The organism is Nonomuraea recticatena, from assembly GCF_039533245.1.
Taxonomy (GTDB): Bacteria; Actinomycetota; Actinomycetes; order Streptosporangiales; family Streptosporangiaceae; genus Nonomuraea; species Nonomuraea roseola.
In genome coordinates, this window is record NZ_BAAATE010000006.1 from 209,592 (window position 1) to 228,057 (window position 18,466).

The window sequence follows — 18,466 nt, forward strand, 5'->3', positions numbered from 1 at the left end:
AGTCACGCCCGGGAGAAATCCCGGTGACGACGTCTCCACAGGTACCCGAACCAGGAGCCGACCACAAGTGAAGCCACGCCGAGCCGTACCAGATTGGTGTGTTCTTCCGGATAGATGACGCCCTCGATGTAGTGGTCGACGAAACCGGAGGGCGTCAGCCCGGCAAGGCCCGCCTGGCGGCGTCCCCAGTCCTCAACGAGGGTCAGCGGGCATTCTACGCCCGTGACGATCGACATCACGCCCCAGCCTGCCACCGCCAGGTGCGCCCAGATGGCGCGCGGCCAGCGCAGGGCGAGAAACCCGCCCAGCGTCACGTAGGCGAGGAACAGGAAGTGCACGACCATCGCGGCGTCCGCGATCAGCCGGTACATCATGGCTCCAAGCTAACCACTCAGCCGTACGGCAGGCCCCCGACAGCTCCAAGGTGGTCACCGGCCGGCGTCCGCCCGGTCGACGCTCCTCGGGCGTGACGGCGGGCCGCCGTCACGCCGCCCGCCTCACCGGAAGCCCGCCGACCGGAAGATCACCTCACCGGAAGCCCGCCGACCGGAAGATCACCCCACCGGGAGCCCCTCTCACAGGGAGCCCGTCTCACGGGGACCCCCTCTCACGGGGAACGCGTCTCATAGGGCCCGTCTCACGGGGAGAGCGTCGCGGCCCGGTAGGCGTCGACCACGCCTCTGCCGTAGAACCCGTTCTTGTCCTCGTCACCTTCGCAGGTGTGCGTCTCCTTCTGCCCGAAGTAGTCGTACACGTACGCTCTCGGAGTCGGGCAGGCCTTCGGCGTGGCGCTGGCGTAGAGCAGGCGCTCCGTCTCCGCCGGGTCCATGGCCACCCCGCCCTCTCCTGGCCGGCCGAACCGGGAGATGAGGATCGCCGCGACCCCCGTGGCGTGCGGGGCGGCCATCGAGGTTCCGTCGAGGTACTGGTAGTAGGCGCATTCGCTACCGTGGCAGTCGCGCACGACCGACGCGGTCTTCGGCATGCCGTTCTGGTCGATCTTGCCGTCCCTGAGCATCGCGCCCTTCGGCGCGGCGGCCAGGATGGACCTGAGGGGCGAGGCGGACGTGCCGTCCAGCGCGTCACCGCCCGGCGCGGCCAGGTCGGTCTGCTCGGTGCCGTAGTCGGAGTAGACGGCCTTGCGTCCCGAGGGGCCGAGGGCGGAGACCGAGATGACGCCCTTCGACTCGGCGGGCACGTTGAGGCAGGAGTTGTCGATCTTCCGGGTCCTGCTGGATCCCTTCGGGTAGTTGGGGCTCTGGGTGTCGGTGCGCGGGTTGCCGAGATCGACGGAGCCGTTGCCGAGCGCGGAGATGAGGGTGACGCCCTTGCTGCGGGCGTAGTCGAGGGCGCGCTGCATGCCGGTGATGATGCCGCGCTGCTCAAGCTGCTCCCGCTTGCTGTCGGCCGTGTTGCTCGTGCAGTTGAACGCCCAGGGGTCGATGTAGAAGCTCATGTTCACCACGTCGATGCCGTTGTCGGCGGCGTAGGTGAGGGCGTCAAGGCTGGGCTTGAGGAAGAAGAAGCCCGAGTCGTGTCCGGCTCTGAGGTTGACCAGCTGGACGTTCGGCGCGACGCCCGCGATGCCCTTGCCGTTGACGGGAGATCCGATGGTGCTGGCGACGTGGGTGCCGTGACCGTCGTCGTCGACGTCCACAGGGTCCTTGCAGCCCTTGTACTCGCAGGGGCCGTCGAACGGCTGCCCCTTGGGGTCGTTCGGACGATCGGTGACGAAGTTGCGGCTGAGCGCACGGTTGAAGTTGGGCGCGATGTCGGGGTGCTTGCCGTCCACGCCGGTGTCGATGATGCCGACCAGCACCTTCTTCGTGCCGGGTGCGATGCGGTTGGCACGGTCGGCGCCGATCATCCGCATGTCCCACTGCCGCGCGGCCAGCGGCTCGGCCGCGCTTCCCCGCACCGCCGAGCCGTCGGGCAACTGCCCGTCCGCGACGACTCCGGCGAGCTGCGCGCCGCCCCCGGCCTGAACCAGCTGACGAGACTGCCCGACCTGTCCGGCGGAATCACCGCGACGGTCAACGGCGGCCGAGCCTGGCCCTCCGGCAGTGGAGAGGCCGGGGTCGCCTGCGGGCGCAGAGCCCTGGCCTGCGGCGACCGGCAGTCCGGGGTCGCCGGCGGGTGCCTGGCGGGCGTCCGCGTTCGCCAGCGGGCTGCTGGAGGCGCCACGGGCTCCCTTCTCGGTCCGGCCCCTGGAGGCGCTGCGCTCCACGAGCTCAGCCGAGCCCGCCGAGGCCGTACGGCCCTCGAGTGCGAGCGAGCCGGTGGCGGCGCCACCGACCGGCCCTGCGGAGGGGATCCGGCCTCGGGCTCCGAGGGCGGCGGAGGCGAAGCCGATCGCGCGGTCGGTCGAGATGCCGACCACGGCCTCGCTCCTGCCCAGCGCGTCGACGAAGGCGGGACCCGTCCCCTTGGCGAGCACGTAGCCGAGCTTGGGCTCAGTGGAGACCGCCCGGCCCCCGCCCGCCTCGATCGCGGATATGGCGGCGCGCTGGCCGCCGTCGGCGTAGAAGACCATGATCTCCGCGGCGGGGACGGCGGAGGGGGCCGTCACGACGGAGGCGCCGACGACCAGCGGCGTCACCAGGGCCGCAGCCGTCAGACCGTAGATGAGCCGCCGCATCCAAACCCCCAGATATCACTCGAGCACGCGAGGGGAGCATCTTCTACGCCTCGTTCCCCACTTGCAACTTATTCACCCGTTTCATCGACTTTTCACGATATTGACCGCTGAAGGCCCCACTGCCCCACCGCCCGACGCTCACGGGCATCCCAGGTCAAGCGATCCCATCCCGGCTGGGCGAGCCGCCGAAATTTGGAGGACCGACGACCTCTCCTTCAAGATCGCGCCTGCCTTGCCGACTACCGTTCCCCAACCTGCAGGAACCCCACACGAAGCGCACTCGTCCGGAAGAACCTGCCGAGAACCCGAGGGGAGCGGTCGGAGAACCAGCGGCAGGTGCAGGTCCTCGAGCAAGAGAAGCCTGAGACCGGACACCCAACCCCTCCCGACAACGCCGAGTCGCGTCCGGCGATACGGCCTCAGGCCTGACCGTCGGGAGGACCCGAGCGCACGACATGCGAGACCATCTCGGCATCCGCTGTCCCCAACGCGGAAACGCCCGCCCGAGCCGAAGCTCGGGCGGGCGTTCACGACAGCGAGCCGTCCGCCGGCGGCCATCAGCTCAGCGGACCATCAGGCCCACTGGGGCGTCAGACCACCGCGGCGTCAGACCCGCAAGCCGTCAGACCCGCGGGGTGTCAGACCAGAGGGCGGGCCGTGGGGAGGATCGGGTACGGCAGGGCGGTCTCGCCGGTCAGGAAGCGGTCGACGCCCGAGGCGGCGGCGCGTCCCTCGGCGATGGCCCAGACGATGAGCGACTGCCCACGTCCCATGTCCCCCGCGACGAACACCCCGTCGACGTTGGTCATGTAGGTCTTGTCCCGGGCCACGTTGCCCCTGGCGTCGTACTCCACGCCGAGGCCCTCCAGCAGCGCGCCCTTCTCGGGGCCGACGAAGCCCATCGAGAGCGTGACCAGGTCGGCGGGGATCTCCCGCTCGGTGCCGGGGATCGGCTTGAAGCCGCTCTGGGGCCCCTCGACCTGGACCAGGCGCAGCGCGCGCACCTGTCCTGTGCCGTCGTCGACGAACTCCGTGGTGGAGACCGCGTAGACCCTGTCGCCCTCGCCGTCGGCCAGCTCCTCGTGGGCGCTCTCCATCTTGAACAGCGTGGGGAAGGTCGGCCAGGGCTGCGCGCCGGGACGTGAGGCGGGCGGCTGGGGCATGATCTCCAGCTGGGTCACCGAGGCGGCTCCCTGGCGGATCGCGGTGCCGATGCAGTCGGCGCCCGTGTCACCGCCGCCGATCACGACCACGTGCTTGCCGCGGGCGTTGATCGGGGAGTTCTCGAAGTCCTTGTTGGCCGGAGGCAGGTACTCCATCGCCTGGTAGACGCCGCGCAGCGAGCGTCCCGCGACGGGCAGGTCGCGCCACTGCGTGGCGCCGCCCGACAGGATCACGGCGTCGAACTGCTCGCGCAGCTGCTCGGCCGTGATGTCGGCGCCGACGTTCACCGAGGTGCGGAACTCCGTGCCCTCGGCGCGCATCTGCTCGAGGCGCCTGTCGATGTGGCGCTTCTCCATCTTGAACTCGGGGATGCCGTAGCGCAGCAGTCCGCCGATGGCGTCGGCCCGCTCGAAGACGACCACGTCGTGGCCGGCCCTGGTGAGCTGCTGGGCGGCGGCCAGGCCCGCGGGGCCCGAGCCGACGACCGCGACGCGCTTGCCGGTCTTCTTCGCCGGGACGACGGGGGTCACCCAGCCCTCGGAGAAGGCGCGGTCGATGATCTCGACCTCGACCCGCTTGATCGCCACAGGGTCGGCGTTGATGCCGAGCACGCAGGCCGCCTCGCAGGGGGCGGGGCAGAGCCTGCCGGTGAACTCGGGGAAGTTGTTGGTCGCGTGCAGCCGCTCGATGGCCTCCTGCCAGTCGTGGCGGTAGACCAGGTCGTTCCACTCGGGGATGAGGTTGCCGAGGGGGCAGCCGTTGTGACAGAACGGGATGCCGCAGTCCATGCACCTGGCCGCCTGCTTGGTCAGCTTCGGCGCGGGGAAGTCCTCGTAGACCTCCTTCCAGTCGCGGATGCGGACGTCCACGGGGCGGCGCTGGGGCAGCTCCCTGTCGTGCGTGAGGAAACCCTTCGGGTCAGCCATGAGAGTTGCGCCCCCTATCCCTGAACGTTTCGCGGCGAGTTCGGCAGGTCGTTGTGACCGTGCCCCTGACGGCGGATCATGCCTGCACCGCGGCGGTCATGACCGCCTCGTCGATGTCGCGGCCTTCGATGCGGGCGGCCTCGGCGGCCTGCAGCACCCTCTTGTAGTCGGTCGGCATGATCTTGCCGAACCTGGAGAGCGCGGCGTGCCAGTCGGCCAGCAGCTCCTTGGCGACGGGCGAGCCGGTCTCCTCGAAGTGCTTGGTCACGGTCTCGTGCAGGAACGCCGCGTCCTTGTCGGTCAGCGGCTCGATGGCGACCATCTCGCGGTTGACCCGCTCGGAGCGCAGGTCGAGCAGGTAGGCGACGCCGCCCGACATGCCGGCGGCGAAGTTGCGACCGGTCTGGCCGAGGACGACGACCTTGCCGCCCGTCATGTACTCGCAGCCGTGGTCGCCCACGCCCTCGACGACCGCGGTGGCGCCGGAGTTGCGGACGCAGAAGCGCTCGCCGACCACGCCGCGGATGAACACCTCACCCGAGGTCGCGCCGTACAGGCTGACGTTCCCCGAGATGATGTGCCCGTCCAGCGGGGCGGTGTCGTGCGGGCGGACGGTGATCCGGCCGCCCGACAGGCCCTTGCCGAGGTAGTCGTTGGCGTCGCCGGTCAGCCGCAGCGTGACCCCGCTCGGCACGAAGGCGCCGAAGGAGTTGCCCGCCGACCCGGTGAAGCTGATGTCGATGGTGTTGTCGGGCAGGCCCGCGCCGCCGTACCGCTTGGTCACCTCGTAGCCGAGCATGGTGCCGACCGTGCGGTTGACGTTGCGGATGGGCAGGTCGAGCGTGACGGGCGTGCCGTGCTCGAGGGCGCCCTCCGCCAGCGCGATGAGCGTGTTGTCGAGGGCGTGCTCGAGTCCGTGCTCCTGCGAGACCGTACGGCGAAGCGGGGTGCCCTCGGGCAGCGACGGCTGGTGCAGGATCGGCGCCAGGTCGAGCCCGTTGGCCTTCCAGTGGTTCTCCGCGGCCGACACGTCGAGCAGCTCGACGTGTCCGATCGCCTCGTCGAGCGAGCGGAAGCCCAGCTCGGCGAGGTACTCGCGGATCTCCTCGGCGATGAACTCGAAGAAGTTCACCACGAACTCGGGCCTGCCGCTGAAGCGCTTGCGCAGCTCGGGGTTCTGGGTGGCCACGCCCACAGGGCAGGTGTCGAGGTGGCACACGCGCATCATGACGCAGCCCGAGACGACCAGCGGAGCGGTGGCGAAGCCGTACTCCTCGGCGCCGAGCAGGGCGGCGATGACCACGTCGCGGCCGGTCTTGAGCTGGCCGTCGACCTGGACCACGATGCGGTCGCGCAGGCCGTTGAGCAGCAGGGTCTGCTGGGTCTCGGCCAGGCCGAGCTCCCAGGGGGCGCCCGCGTGCTTGAGCGAGGTGAGCGGCGAGGCTCCGGTGCCGCCGTCGTGACCGGAGATCAGGACGACGTCGGCGTGGGCCTTGGAGACTCCGGCGGCGACCGTGCCGACGCCGACCTCGGCCACCAGCTTCACGTGGACCCTGGAGGCCGGGTTGGCGTTCTTCAGGTCGTGGATGAGCTGGGCCAGGTCCTCGATGGAGTAGATGTCGTGGTGCGGCGGCGGCGAGATGAGGCCGACGCCCGGGGTGGAGTGCCTGGTCTTGGCGATCCACGGGTAGACCTTGTGGCCGGGCAGCTGGCCGCCCTCGCCGGGCTTGGCGCCCTGGGCCATCTTGATCTGCAGGTCGTCGGCGTTGACGAGGTACTCGCTGGTGACGCCGAAGCGACCGGAGGCCACCTGCTTGATGGCCGAGCGGCGGGTCGCGTCGTACAGGCGTGAGGGGTCTTCGCCGCCCTCGCCGGTGTTGGACTTGCCGCCGAGGCGGTTCATCGCGATGGCGAGCGTCTCGTGCGCCTCCATCGAGATGGAGCCGTAGGACATCGCGCCGGTGGAGAAGCGCTTGACGATCTCCGAGACCGGCTCGACCTCTTCCAGCGGCACGGGGGTGCGGCCCGAGGCGAACCTGAACAGCCCGCGAAGCGTCATCAGCTTCTCGGCCTGGGAGTCGACCAGGCTGGTGTACTCCTTGAAGATCTCGTAGCGGCGGCTGCGCGTGGCGTGCTGCAGCTTGAAGACCGTCTCGGGGTTGAACAGGTGCGGCTCGCCCTCGCGCCGCCACTGGTACTCGCCGCCGACGTTGAGCCGCCGGTGGGCGTTCTCCACCCTGGGGTAGGCGTGGCGGTGACGGGCCGCCGACTCCTGGGCGAGGACGTCGAAGCCGACGCCGCCCAGGCGCGAGGTGGTGCCGACGAAGCAGGTGTCGATCACGTCGGCGCCGAGGCCGAGCGCCTCGAAGATCTGCGCGCCGGTGTAGGAGGCCACCGTGGACACGCCCATCTTGGACATGACCTTGATGACGCCCTTGCCGTACGCCTTGATGAGGTTGCGCACGGCCTTGTGCTTGTCGACCTGCAGCATGCCGGTGTCGACCATGTCCTCGACGGTCTCGATCGCGAGGTAGGGGTTGACGGCGCCCGCGCCGTAGCCGATGAGCAGCGCCATGTGGTGGCACTCGCGGGCCTCGCCGGTCTCGATGACCAGGCCGATCTTGGTGCGGGTCTTCTCGGCGATGAGGTGGTGGTGCACTGCGCCGGTCAGCAGCAGCGAGGGGATCGGCGCGAGCGTCTCGGAGGAGCCGCGGTCGGACAGCACGATGATGCGCGCGCCGCCCGCGATCGCCTCGGAGACCTCCGCGCAGATGGCCGTGAGGCGCTGCTTCAGCGCCTCGCCGCCGCCCGCGACCTCGTACAGGCCCGAGACGACGTAGGGGTGGAAGCCTGGCAGGCCGCCCTCGTCGTTGATGTGGATGATCTTCGCGAGCTCGTCGTTGTCGATCACCGGGTACGGCAGGACCAGCTGGCGGCACGAGCTGGGCCCCGGGTCGAGCAGGTTGCCCTCGGGGCCGAGCGTGCTGGCCAGCGAGGTGACGAGCTCCTCGCGGATGGCGTCCAGCGGCGGGTTGGTGACCTGCGCGAACAGCTGGCTGAAGTAGTCGAACAGCAGCCTGGGCTTCTCGCTGAGCACGGCCACGGGCGTGTCGGTGCCCATGGAGCCGATCGGCTCGATGCCCGACTTCGCCATCGGCGACAGGATGATCCGCAGCTCTTCCTCGGTGTAGCCGAAGGTCTGCTGCCGCTTGACCAGCGCCTCGTGGGTGGGGATCTCGTGGGCGCGGGCGGGCAGCTCCTCGAAGCGCACCAGACCGGCGTGCAGCCAGTCCTCGTACGGCAGCGCGGAGGCCAGCTCGGCCTTGATCTCGTCATCCTCGATGATCGTGCCGCGGGCGGTGTCGATGAGGAACATCCGGCCCGGCTGCAGGCGGCCCTTGCGGACGACCTCTTCAGGGGCGAAGTCGAGCACGCCCGCCTCGGAGGCCAGCACGACCAGGCCGTCGGCGGTCACCCAGAACCGCCCTGGCCGCAGCCCGTTGCGGTCGAGGACGGCGCCCGCCAGCGTGCCGTCGGTGAAGGTGATCGAGGCGGGGCCGTCCCACGCCTCCATCATCGAGGAGTGGAACTCGTAGAAGGCCCGCCGCGCGGGGTCCATCTCGGTGTGGTTCTCCCACGCCTCGGGGATCATCATCAGCACCGCGTGCGGGAGCGAACGCCCGCCCAGGTGCAGCAGCTCGAGCGTCTCGTCGAAGGAGGCGGTGTCCGACCCGTCGGGGTCGCAGATGGGGAACAGCCGCGACAGGTCGCCGGGGATCAGCTCCGACGCCAGCATCGCCTCGCGCGCCCGCATCCAGTTGCGGTTGCCCTTGACCGTGTTGATCTCGCCGTTGTGGGCGACGTAGCGGTAGGGGTGGGCCAGCGGCCAGCTCGGGAAGGTGTTGGTCGAAAAGCGCGAGTGCACCAGCGCGATCGCGGTGTCGAAGCGCTCGTCGGTCAGGTCGGGGAAGAACGGCTCGACCTGAAGAGGGGTCAGCATGCCCTTGTAGACCAGGGTGCGGCTGGACAGCGAGGGGAAGTAGACGTCCGCCTCGTGCTCGGCCCGCTTGCGCAGGCAGAAGGCCAGCCGGTCCAGCTCGACGCCGCTCTCGCCGCGCGGGCTCGACACGAACAGCTGCATGAAGTGCGGCATGACGGCGCGGGCGCTCGGCCCGGCGTGCGTGGTGTCGACCGGGACCTCGCGCCAGCCGAGGACCGTCAGGCCCTCCTCCGCCGCGATCTCCTCGATCATGGCGGTGGCGATCCGCCTGGCCTCGCCGTCGATGGGCAGGAAGGCCATGCCCACGGCGAAGTGTCCTGGCTCGGGCAGGGTGAAGTCCACGTTCGCGCGCAGGAAGCCGTCGGGGACCTGTGTCAGGATCCCCGCACCGTCACCGGTGTCGGGCTCGCTGCCCTTGGCACCTCGGTGGTCGAGATTGCACAGGGCCGTCAGAGCCTTCACGACGATTCCGTGGCCACGTCGCCCGTTCACGTCCGCGACCATCGCGACACCACAGGCGTCATGCTCGTTCGCGGGGTGGTAAAGACCCTGGGGCTCGGGGAACCCGAGGTGGGCAGCAGGCATTGAATCCCTCCCGTCGTCATCGTCTGCTTTGGTGTTGCAGGCGGGGACGACGTTGGCCCTGCTGCGGTTCAGTGGGTAGAGATTACCGCACCCTGCCGGAATGGTGCCCACCAGGTCCACATCGCGAACATTGGCGGGGTTCCGGCATGCGGACTCTCCTGTCCCAACCATCGATATCGCACCATCATTCCCACGCGGCGTCGAGAGCCCGCCGCGCAGGGGCTCGCGGCTAAGGTTGCCGCATGGAACGCGACGGCCTGGAAGCCCTGCTCGACACCGCCGGCATCGACAGCCGCAGGCTGCGCCACGCGCTCATGCTCGTGTGCGACACCCAGTGGTGGACGCTGGCGAACCTGGTCAGGCAGAGCGCCACCTCCAGGCGGTCGATCGAGGCCCTGCTGCGCGAGGTCGAGCTCGAAAGGGACGGCGACCGCTTCCGCGTCCCGCTCGCCCACACCCCCGACTACCAGGATCTCTTCGCCGTCAGCGAGCCGCCCGCCGACCCCGTGGCGCACCTGCTCCCCCACTACGAGCACGTGCTCAAGCGCATGAGGGAGCTCATCGCGAACGCCCCGGCCGCCAGGCAGGCCCTCGACCACGTCTCGGCCACCCCCGAGACCGTGGTGCGCAGGGCGCTGCTGCTGGGCGCCCGCTTCTGGCTGCGCGGGGCCCGGGTGCTGTGCGTGGGCGACCACGACCTGACCTCGCTGGCCCTGCGGCTGACGCATCCCGAGGCCGAGGTCACGGTCGTCGACATCGACGAGCGCATCCTGGCCTACATCGACGCTCAGGATCTCGGCGTCACGACCCGCTGGGCCGACCTGCGGCTCGGGCTGCCCTCCTCGGTGCGCGACCACGACCTGGCGATCACCGACCCGCCGTACACGCCCGAGGGGGTGGGCCTGTTCACCGCGCGTGCCGTCGAGGGGCTGAAGGACGAAGGCCGCGTGCTGCTGGCCTACGGCGCCAGCGAGCGCACGCCCATGCTCGCGCTCAAGGTGCAGAACGCGCTCTCCGACCTCAACCTCGCCCACGAGGCCGTCTACCCCGACTTCAACCGCTACTTCGGCGCGGAGGCCATCGGCTCGGCCGCCGATCTCTACATCCTGCGTCCCACCAGCAAGACCAGGCCGGCCGTCGCCGCCCGCGTCGAGCGCTACAGCACCGCGATCTACACCCACGGCCCCCAGTCGATCGAGTCGGGCGCCGTCGCGAGCCCTGACCGGCCCGCCGCCTTCGACGCCGACCTGCTGGTGGGAGACTGGCCCAAGCAGCTCTCGCAGCCGCGCGTCAAGCTGACCACCTGGCTGGCCAAGCCGCACGCCACCGCCCCCTCCAAGGTGGCCATCGCGGTGCCCTCGGGCTTGGAGGCCGCGCTCCCGCGGCTGCTGCTGGCCACCCGCGCCGCCCACGTGCGCGTCCACCTCGCGGCCCCGCCGCGCTCGCTGCCGCCGCTGTCCGCGGTCTACGAGATCACCGCCGACGGCGCCGTCCTCGACGCGGTACGGCTACCGCCGCCCGCCGACGAGGAGGGCAGGGTGCTGCGCCGCATCCTCGACAACGGGCACGGCAAGCTGGCCAACACCTGGAGGGAGGGGCTGATCGCGGTGGCGCAGAGCCGAGGGGTCGCGCTGACCAAGAACGACGCGCGCGCCCTCATCCGCCAGGCCGCCCCCTGGGCCGAGACGGGCACCGTCCTGGAGATGCCGCTGCACCGCCTGGAGTCGCTGGCCTCCGAGGTCGCCGGAACCGTCGCGGCCCTCCCCCGCTGACCGGCCCCGCCGCGCCGCGAGCGCTCGGGTCAGGTGGCGGCGATCACGCGGGAGGAGACGACCGCGCGGCCGAGCCCGTCGAGGGCGATCTGCGGGTAGGCCAGATCGGGGGTGCCAGGACCGACGGGGCCCACCCAGCTCACCGTCACGAAGTGGCCGAGCGCCCTGGCCTGCGCCCTGCTGCGGGTGGCGTCGAAGGCGCCCGCCTGCCGTACGAAACCGGCTGTGCCGAGCTGCGCGACCAGGGCGTCGGCCGCGCGCCCGTCGGCGAGGTTGAAGATGACGAACTGCCCCGCCACGGTCTTGTCGGCGCTGCTGTAGGAGGCGCTCATGGCCTGCGTGCATCGGGCGGCCTCGACGCCCCACACCGCCTCCGCACAGTCGGCCAGCACGGCCGTGGAGTCGCGCTTCATCGTGACGCCGCCCGCCACGAGCTGGACGGTCGAGGGCCCGAAGACCTCGGCCTCGGTGAGCGGGCGCGGGTCGAGCGCGCTGGTGTCGATGACCGCGTACTGGGCCGAGGTCGGCTCTCCAGCGAAGACCGCCGCCCTGGGCCCGCCCTCCCGGGTGAAGACGAAGACCGCGACTGCCGCGACCGCCACCAGGGCGGCCAGGAGAGGGATGAGAACGCGCCTGGGCATGGTGACCTAGCCTACGAGGTGCCGGTGAGCGCCACTACCCGCTTGTAGAGCGGCTTCTCCGCCGCTCTGACGGCCAGCGCCAGGTTGCTGAAGTCGTCGCCCGCCCCCGGCTCCGCGCCGTCGGTGCGCGAGAGCCAGACCAGCGCGACGTAGTGGCCGAGCGCGTAGGCTCCGCCCTCGGTGTAGGCCTCGGGAGGGAAGGCGGTGACGGGGCGCACCCATCCGCCCCTGTGCAGCGATTTCAGCGACTCGACCAGCTCTCCCGCCACCTTGCTGTCGCTGAGGTTGAGCAGCGTGAACTGGGCCTGGTAGCGGCCGTCGGCGCTGGTGTAGCCGGCCCGCGCGGCCTGGGTGCAGCCCGCCTCGCTCACCTGCCTGACGAGCTTGTCGCCCCAGAGCGCGGACGCGCAGTCGGTGTCGATCGTTTTCTCGGTGAGCTTGAGGGTGAGCTTGCGCTGACCCACGAGCGTCCTGTGGGCGAACAGCTCCTTCTCGGTGAACGGCTTGCCGTCCTTGGCCCTGTCGGCGATGGGCTCGAACACCTTGGGCGAGGGCCAGCCCTCGAACTTCTCAGGGCGCAGGTCGCCGATCACGGGGGAGGCGCCACGCAGGTCCGGGCCGGGCGCGTCGGTGCCGAGCGCCGACACGACAGCGGTCAGCGTCACCGCGGCGATGAGCACGCCCGCCACCGAAGCGATGATCACGAGCAGGCGCTGCTGCGCGGGCTTGAGCCCCCAGTCGGTGAGGATGGGCAGGTTCCAGTCGGGCGGTGGGGTCCGCCTCCGCTTGCGCGTGCTGCCCCTGGTCACGGTCATAGCCCGCTGGCTCCGCCGATCAGGTTGCCCAGGCCGAAGGTCAGGCCCGCGGCCACCACGCCGACCACCAGCTGGCGCAGTCCGGAGAACCACCAGCTGCGCGCGGTGACGGTGGAGACCAGCGCGCCCGCGCCGAACAGAGCCAGGCACGACAGCACCGCCGACAGCCACAGGCTGGTGACGCCGAACAGGTACGGCAGCAGCGGCAGGACCGCGCCCACGCTGAAGGACAGGAACGACGACACCGCGGCGATCTTGGGCGAGGGCAGGTCGCCTGGCGTGACGCCGAGCTCGGCCCGCGCGTGCACCTCGAGCGCCTGGTCGGGATCGCGGGAGATCTGCCTGGCCACCTCGGCGGCCAGGTCGGGATCGACGCCCCTGTCGATGTAGACCTGGGCGAGCTCGTCCTGCTCGTCCTCGGGGTGGCGCAGGATCTCGCGCCGCTCGACGGCGATCTCGGCCAGCGCCAGCTCCCGCTGGCTGGCCACCGAGACGTACTCGCCTCCGGCCATGGAGAACGCGCCCGCGGCGAGCCCCGCGATGCCGGCGAGCGCGATCACCCTGGTGTTGTCGGTGCCGCCGGCGACACCGGCGATGAGCGCGAAGTTGGACACCAGCCCGTCCATCGCCCCGAACACGGACGGCCGCAGCCATCCGCCGTTGACGTCACGATGCTGGTGGTGGTGCTCCGCGCGCCCACTCATCAGGACTTCTTCTCCTCCGAGACGGCCTTCGCCCTGTCGTCCTCCGCCCCGTCCTCGTCCGCCCCTTCGGGGGAGCTGTCCGCGTCGGCGAGCGCGGCTTCCCCGGAGGTCTCCGTCCTGCCGGAAGGCTCTGCCTTGTCGGAAGGCTCTGTCTTGCCTGGACTGTCCGTCTCCTCAGAAGAACGCGTCTCGTCGGCGGGCTCTTCCCCCGCGACGGCGGCGCTCGCCGCGGAGTCGTCCGGAGTCTGCTCCGAGGGCGCGACGACGATCTCCTCGGTGTCCTTGTTCCTGGTCACCCAGAGATAGACCAGCGCCCCGACGAACAGCGCGATCGCGGTCCACTGGTTGATGCGCAGCCCGAGGAAGTGGACCGCGTGGTCCACGCCGCCGACGGGATCGACCCTGAGCCCCTCGATCCAGAACCTGCCCACGGTGTAGCCCGCCACGTAGAGCGCGAACAGGCGTCCGTGGCGCAGGGTGAAGCGCCTGCCCGCCCAGATCAGGGCGAAGCCGAGCGCGACGTTCCACAGCGACTCGTACAGGAACGCCGGGTGGTAGAGGCCGGTGTAGCCCTCGATGGTGCCCGCCCTGCCCGGCTCGATCTCCAGCCCCCACGGCAGCGTCGTGGGGCCGCCGAACAGCTCCTGGTTGAAGTAGTTGCCCCATCTGCCGATGGCCTGCGCGAAGGCGATGCCCGGCGCGACGGTGTCGGCCACCGCGCCGAGCGACAGCCCCCTCTTGCGGCACGACAGCCACACCCCGACGCCGCCGAGCGCCACCGCGCCCCAGATGCCCAGCCCGCCGTTCCAGATGAACAGCGCCTCGTACGGCTTGTTGGGGGCGTCGGGACCGAAGTAGAGCTGCCAGTCGGTGATGACGTGGTAGAGGCGTCCACCGATCAGGCCGAAGATCACCGCGGGAACCGCGATGTCGACCATCGTGCCTGGCGTCCCACCGCGGGCGCGCCAGCGGCGCTCGCTGAGCCAGACCGCGACGATGACGCCCAGGACGATGCACAGCGCGTAGGCCCTCAGCGGGATCGGGCCGAGGTACCAGACCCCCTGGGAGGGGCTGGGAATCGAGGCAAGGGGCATGTCAGTGGAGAGTAGCGGACGGGCGGCTACTTGGCGGCATCGAGAACGGTCTCGCGCAGCCGCGACGGCGTGAAGGTGACGTCCTGGTCCATGTCCTTGCCGTTGAGCTTGACCGTCGGTGTGCCGTCCAGCTTGGCGGCCTTCATGACCTGGTCGCTGTTGGCGAGGTGACCCTGGGCGTTCTTCTGCGAGGTGACGCAGGTGGCGAAGTCGGGGGCGGTGACGCCCGCCTCCTTGCCCAGCGCGATCAGCTGGTCGGTGGTGAAGCCCTCGAGGTGCTCCTCGGGCTGGGTGGCGAAGAGCTTGTCGTGGAAGGCCATCCACTGCTTGCCGTCGGTGATGCAGCGGGCCGCGGCGGCCGCGCGGGTGGAGTTGGCGCGGGTGATGCCGTTGTTCATCTGCTGCGGGAAGATCGTGACGGGGTGGAAGACGACCTTGGCCTTGCCCTCGGCCGCGAGGTTCTTGAACGTCGCGCCGCTGGTCTCCTCGAGCTGCTTACAGGCCGGGCACTGGAAGTCCTCGTAGATGTCGATGACGGGGGCCTCGACCCCCGCGTTGCCCATCGCCGCCGAGCCGTCACCCTGGATGGTGACGGGCGCGAGCGCCTGCGCCGTCTCCTCGGGCTTGCTCTGGTTGGCGGCGAACAGCCAGCCCGCGCCGATCGCGGCGAGGGCGACGACGCCGACCGTGGCGTAGGTGACCACGCGCTTGCGCTGTTCCTGCTTCTTCTCCGCCTCGCGCTGCGACTTGATCCTGTCGCGCACGGACTGCCCCCGCTGGGTCTTACTCATTGTCGTCCCCCTCGATCTCTGTGTCCCCGCGTCCGCCGCTCAGTCCCAGGGCGGCATCGAGAGCGAAGCGCCCCGGCGGGAAGCGGACGGTCCAGGCGGCCAGCAGCACCAGGCCGAAGTCGCGGACGATGTCGAGCAGGTAGCTCGGCTCCTCCCACGCCTCCAGTTGCCCGCCGCCGCCGAAGCAGCCGCAGTCGATGCGCAGCCCGCGCGCCCACGCCCAGGCGATGCCGAAGACGAAGGCCAGCATGAGCAGCCCGCCCACCACAGCGGCCACCCTGGTGAGCAGCCCGACCACCAGCAGGACGCCGACGACGACCTCCAGGATGGGCAGGCCGTAGCCGACGGTCGTGGCCAGCGAGTCGGGCAGCAACCGGTACGCCCTGACCGCCATGACCGACTGCTGGATGCTGCCGATCTTGAGCCCACCGGCCACGATCAGCACTGCGCCCAGGATCAGCCGGGCGACGGTCGTCACCCAGGGTATCGCCACACTGGCTACGCGTGGCGGCAGCAACGCGGTCAACGGCCCCTCCTCTGTAGTCGCGATTGGCATGCGCACAGTACCTGGAGTCATCTGATCACGCGCCGAATAAGAATCAACTAAGGCCGGCGGATGCCAGACCGCCGTGTTGCTGGGCGCGGAACTCACTCGGAGGCAGCCCCGCCCTGCGGGTGAAGATCCTGGTGAAATAGGCGGGATCGTCGTAGCCGACGCGCCTGGCGATCGAGGCGATCGAAAGCTCGGAGCCTGCCAGCAGGTCCTTGGCCCTGGTGAGCCTGATCGACAGCAGGTAGTCCTTCGGGCTGCAGCCGGCCAGGCGCCGCACGACCACGCGCAGGTCGGCGACGGTCATGCCGAGCCGTCTCGCGTGCTCGGCCACGGAGATCGGCAGGCAGGCGTCCCTTGCCAGCCCCGTCAGCACGGGGTCGCCCGCCGCGTCCTCGTCCACCCGCGCGTGGCGCAGCGCCACCAGCACCTCGTGCACCAGCGCCGAGGTCTCGACCTCCAGGTACGGGCTGCCCCTGCGGATGGCCTGGGCGATGCGGCCGATGCCGTGGGCCGCGGGCTCGGCCGTGGTGAGCGGGGTGACCGGCGAGACGGCGTCGACGAAGCCGAGGTCCTGGTAGGCCGTGGCGGCGGGTCCTGTGAAGTCGACGAACCACTCGGTCCAGCCGGTGTCGTCGTGCGGGGCGTAGTGGTGCCTGACCCCCGGCAGCAGCCACAGCACGGAGGGGGCCACGACCTCGACGGGCTCCTCGCCCGCATGGGAGAACCAGCCCTTGCCCTGGGTGACGACGACCGCGACGTGGTGGTCAAGGGCGCGCGGCCCCACGGTGGGCAGCCTGCCCTCCAGGTGGCCCACGCCGAGGCAGACCAGGCCGAGCCGGCGGTGGGCGGGCCCCGGTGTCAGATAGTGCATCCACCGCCTGAAGTCCTCGGCCATCCGCTGCCTTCCGTCCAACATTTCCCCGCCTTTGTCCATGGCCTCTGAGCTGGGAAGTCGGCAAGCTGCTATGCGCGGAATCCTATCTCAAGGGGCAAGATGCGAAATTTCACGATTGATGGGGACGCCTTCCGGCTGGACGGCGAGGAGTTCAGGGTGCTGTCAGGGGCCCTTCACTACTTCCGCGTGCTCCCCGAGCAGTGGAGTCACCGGCTCAGGATGCTCAGGGCCATGGGACTCAACACGGTGGAGACCTACGTGCCCTGGGACCTCCACGAGCCCCGCAAGGGCGAGTTCCAGAGGCTGGAGGAGCTGGCCGCCTTCCTCGACGCCGCCGCGGCCGAGGGGCTGCTGGCCATCGTCAGGCCGGGGCCCTACATCTGCGCCGAGTGGGACAACGGGGGGCTTCCCTCCTGGCTGACCGCCGAGCTGGGGCTGCGGGTGCGCACCCGCGACGCCGAGTACCTCTCCCACGTCGAGCGCTTCTTCGACGAGGTCGTCCCGCTGATCGCCGAGCGGCAGGTCACCAAGGGCGGCAACGTCATCATGGTGCAGGTCGAGAACGAGTACGGCTCCTACGGCAGCGACGCGCTCTACCTGCGCCACCTGACCGACGACCTCATCGCGCACGGCATCGAGGTCCCCCTGGCGACCTCCGACGGGGCCGACGACTTCTTCCTCACCGGCGGCGCCGTCCCTGGGGTGCTGGCCACCGTGAACTTCGGCTCCGGGCCCGAGGCTGCCTTCGCCAAGCTGCGCGAGCACCGTCCCGACGGCCCACTGATGTGCATGGAGTTCTGGTGCGGGTGGTTCGACCACTGGGGCCACGGCCACGTCACCCGCGACGCCGCCGACGCCGCCGACACGCTGGAGCGGATCCTGGCCGCGGGCGCCTCGGTCAACCTGTACATGGCCCACGGCGGCACCAACTTCGGCACCAGCGCGGGCGCCAACAGGGTGGGCGAGCTGGCCGACGGCGAGTACCGCGCCACGACCACCTCCTACGACTACGACGCGCCCATCGACGAGCGTGGGGCGCCGACCGAGAAGTTCTGGCGCTTTCGCGAGGTGCTGTCCCGCTACAACTCCGACATCCCCGACCTTCCTCCGCTGCCCGAGACCCTGCCTGCCACGCGGGTGCCGCTGACCGGCTCCGTAGGGCTGCGCGACGCGCTCGACCAGCTGGCCGGGCCCTCGGTGACCGCCGCGCTGCCGCCCTCGTTCGAGGATCTCGGGCTGACCCACGGCCTGGTGCTCTACCAGGTGGAGGTGCCGGGGCCGCGCAGGCCGTACCGGCTGAGGGTGCGCGGCGTGCACGACCGCGCCCACCTGTACGTGGACGGCGAGCAGGCGGCGGTGCTCGAGCGAGGGGGCGAGGAGCCCGTGCTGGAGGTGGCGGGCCCTGCGCGGCTCGAGGTGCTGGTGGAGTCGATGGGCAGGACGAACTACGGGCCCGCGCTCGGCGAGCGGAAGGGGCTCATGGCTCCGATCATGCACGACCGGCAGTACCTCCACGGCGTGACGGCCAGGCCGGTCCCGCTGCGGGAGCTGCCCGCGCTGCCGTACGGGGAGGGCCTGTCGGCGGCGGTGCCCGCGCTCTTCCGCGGCGAGCTCGAGGTGGAGCGGCCCGCCGACGGCTTCCTCGCGCTGCCCGGCTGGGGCAAGGGGTACGTGTGGGTGAACGGCTTCCTGCTCGGCCGCTACTGGGACAGAGGGCCGCAGCGCACGCTGTACGTGCCGTGGCCGCTGCTGCGGGCGGGCGCGAACGAGATCGTGATCCTGGAGCTCGACAGGGCGGGCGAGCCCGCGCTGGAGATCCGTCCCACCGCCGAGCTGGGCTAGGTCGCGGGTCAGGCCTGGGGGCGCGGGGCCCCCAGGCCTGAGCGGG

Annotated in this window: 13 protein-coding genes; 2 read left to right on the forward strand and 11 right to left on the reverse strand. The window is 70.6% G+C overall.

The window, feature by feature from the left end; all coding sequences use genetic code 11:
• Positions 1-2: 2 nt before the first annotated feature.
• From ABFX50_RS15045 to gltB, 4 genes are all read right to left on the reverse strand, one after another.
• Entirely contained in the window at positions 3-374 is a 372-nt protein-coding gene (locus tag ABFX50_RS15045; RefSeq protein ID WP_346146836.1) for a DUF2784 domain-containing protein, read from the reverse strand.
• Between the two features lie 263 nt (positions 375-637).
• Positions 638-2,638 (reverse strand): S8 family serine peptidase, encoded by a 2,001-nt coding sequence (locus ABFX50_RS15050; protein WP_346146837.1) that lies wholly within the window; start codon positions 2,636-2,638, stop codon positions 638-640.
• Between the two features lie 638 nt (positions 2,639-3,276).
• Positions 3,277-4,728, reverse strand: a complete 1,452-nt coding sequence (locus ABFX50_RS15055) for a glutamate synthase subunit beta (protein ID WP_346146839.1) — start codon at positions 4,726-4,728, stop codon at positions 3,277-3,279.
• Between the two features lie 76 nt (positions 4,729-4,804).
• On the reverse strand, positions 4,805-9,313 hold the full coding sequence (gltB, locus tag ABFX50_RS15060; protein ID WP_346146841.1) for a glutamate synthase large subunit: 4,509 nt from the start codon (positions 9,311-9,313) through the stop codon (positions 4,805-4,807).
• Between the two features lie 242 nt (positions 9,314-9,555).
• Here gltB and ABFX50_RS15065 point away from each other — a divergent pair, with 242 nt between their 5' ends.
• Positions 9,556-11,085 carry a bis-aminopropyl spermidine synthase family protein gene (locus tag ABFX50_RS15065; protein WP_346146843.1) on the forward strand — a complete coding sequence of 510 codons (1,530 nt, stop codon included), beginning with the start codon at positions 9,556-9,558 and terminating at the stop codon, positions 11,083-11,085.
• A 29-nt stretch (positions 11,086-11,114) separates the two neighbouring features.
• Here ABFX50_RS15065 and ABFX50_RS15070 read toward each other — a convergent pair whose 3' ends face one another.
• The 7 genes from ABFX50_RS15070 to ABFX50_RS15100 all read right to left on the reverse strand — a co-directional run bounded on the left by ABFX50_RS15070 (position 11,115) and on the right by ABFX50_RS15100 (position 16,599).
• A complete protein-coding gene (locus ABFX50_RS15070; protein WP_346146845.1) occupies positions 11,115-11,726 on the reverse strand; it encodes a hypothetical protein in 612 nt (203 codons plus the stop codon).
• Positions 11,727-11,737: 11 nt separating this feature from the next.
• Positions 11,738-12,541 carry a hypothetical protein gene (locus ABFX50_RS15075; RefSeq protein ID WP_346146847.1) on the reverse strand — a complete coding sequence of 268 codons (804 nt, stop codon included), beginning with the start codon at positions 12,539-12,541 and terminating at the stop codon, positions 11,738-11,740.
• Entirely contained in the window at positions 12,538-13,245 is a 708-nt protein-coding gene (locus ABFX50_RS15080) for a VIT1/CCC1 transporter family protein (RefSeq protein WP_183659162.1), read from the reverse strand. The genes ABFX50_RS15075 and ABFX50_RS15080 overlap by 4 nt, the downstream gene beginning before the upstream one ends.
• Positions 13,245-14,339 (reverse strand): prolipoprotein diacylglyceryl transferase, encoded by a 1,095-nt coding sequence (gene lgt, locus ABFX50_RS15085; RefSeq protein WP_346146849.1) that lies wholly within the window; start codon positions 14,337-14,339, stop codon positions 13,245-13,247. Before lgt ends, ABFX50_RS15080 begins: the two co-directional genes overlap by 1 nt.
• 26 nt (positions 14,340-14,365) lie before the next feature.
• Complete coding sequence (locus ABFX50_RS15090; RefSeq protein WP_346146850.1) at positions 14,366-15,130, reverse strand: DsbA family protein; 765 nt, start codon at positions 15,128-15,130, stop codon at positions 14,366-14,368.
• Positions 15,123-15,608 carry a MauE/DoxX family redox-associated membrane protein gene (locus ABFX50_RS15095; protein WP_183659156.1) on the reverse strand — a complete coding sequence of 162 codons (486 nt, stop codon included), beginning with the start codon at positions 15,606-15,608 and terminating at the stop codon, positions 15,123-15,125. Before ABFX50_RS15095 ends, ABFX50_RS15090 begins: the two co-directional genes overlap by 8 nt.
• 121 nt (positions 15,609-15,729) lie before the next feature.
• Entirely contained in the window at positions 15,730-16,599 is an 870-nt protein-coding gene (locus ABFX50_RS15100) for a helix-turn-helix transcriptional regulator (RefSeq protein WP_221241430.1), read from the reverse strand.
• Between the two features lie 78 nt (positions 16,600-16,677).
• Here ABFX50_RS15100 and ABFX50_RS15105 point away from each other — a divergent pair, with 78 nt between their 5' ends.
• The gene (locus tag ABFX50_RS15105) at positions 16,678-18,420 is read left to right on the forward strand and encodes a glycoside hydrolase family 35 protein (RefSeq protein ID WP_346146853.1); all 1,743 of its coding nucleotides are present in this window, start codon (positions 16,678-16,680) and stop codon (positions 18,418-18,420) included.
• Positions 18,421-18,466 lie beyond the last annotated feature (46 nt).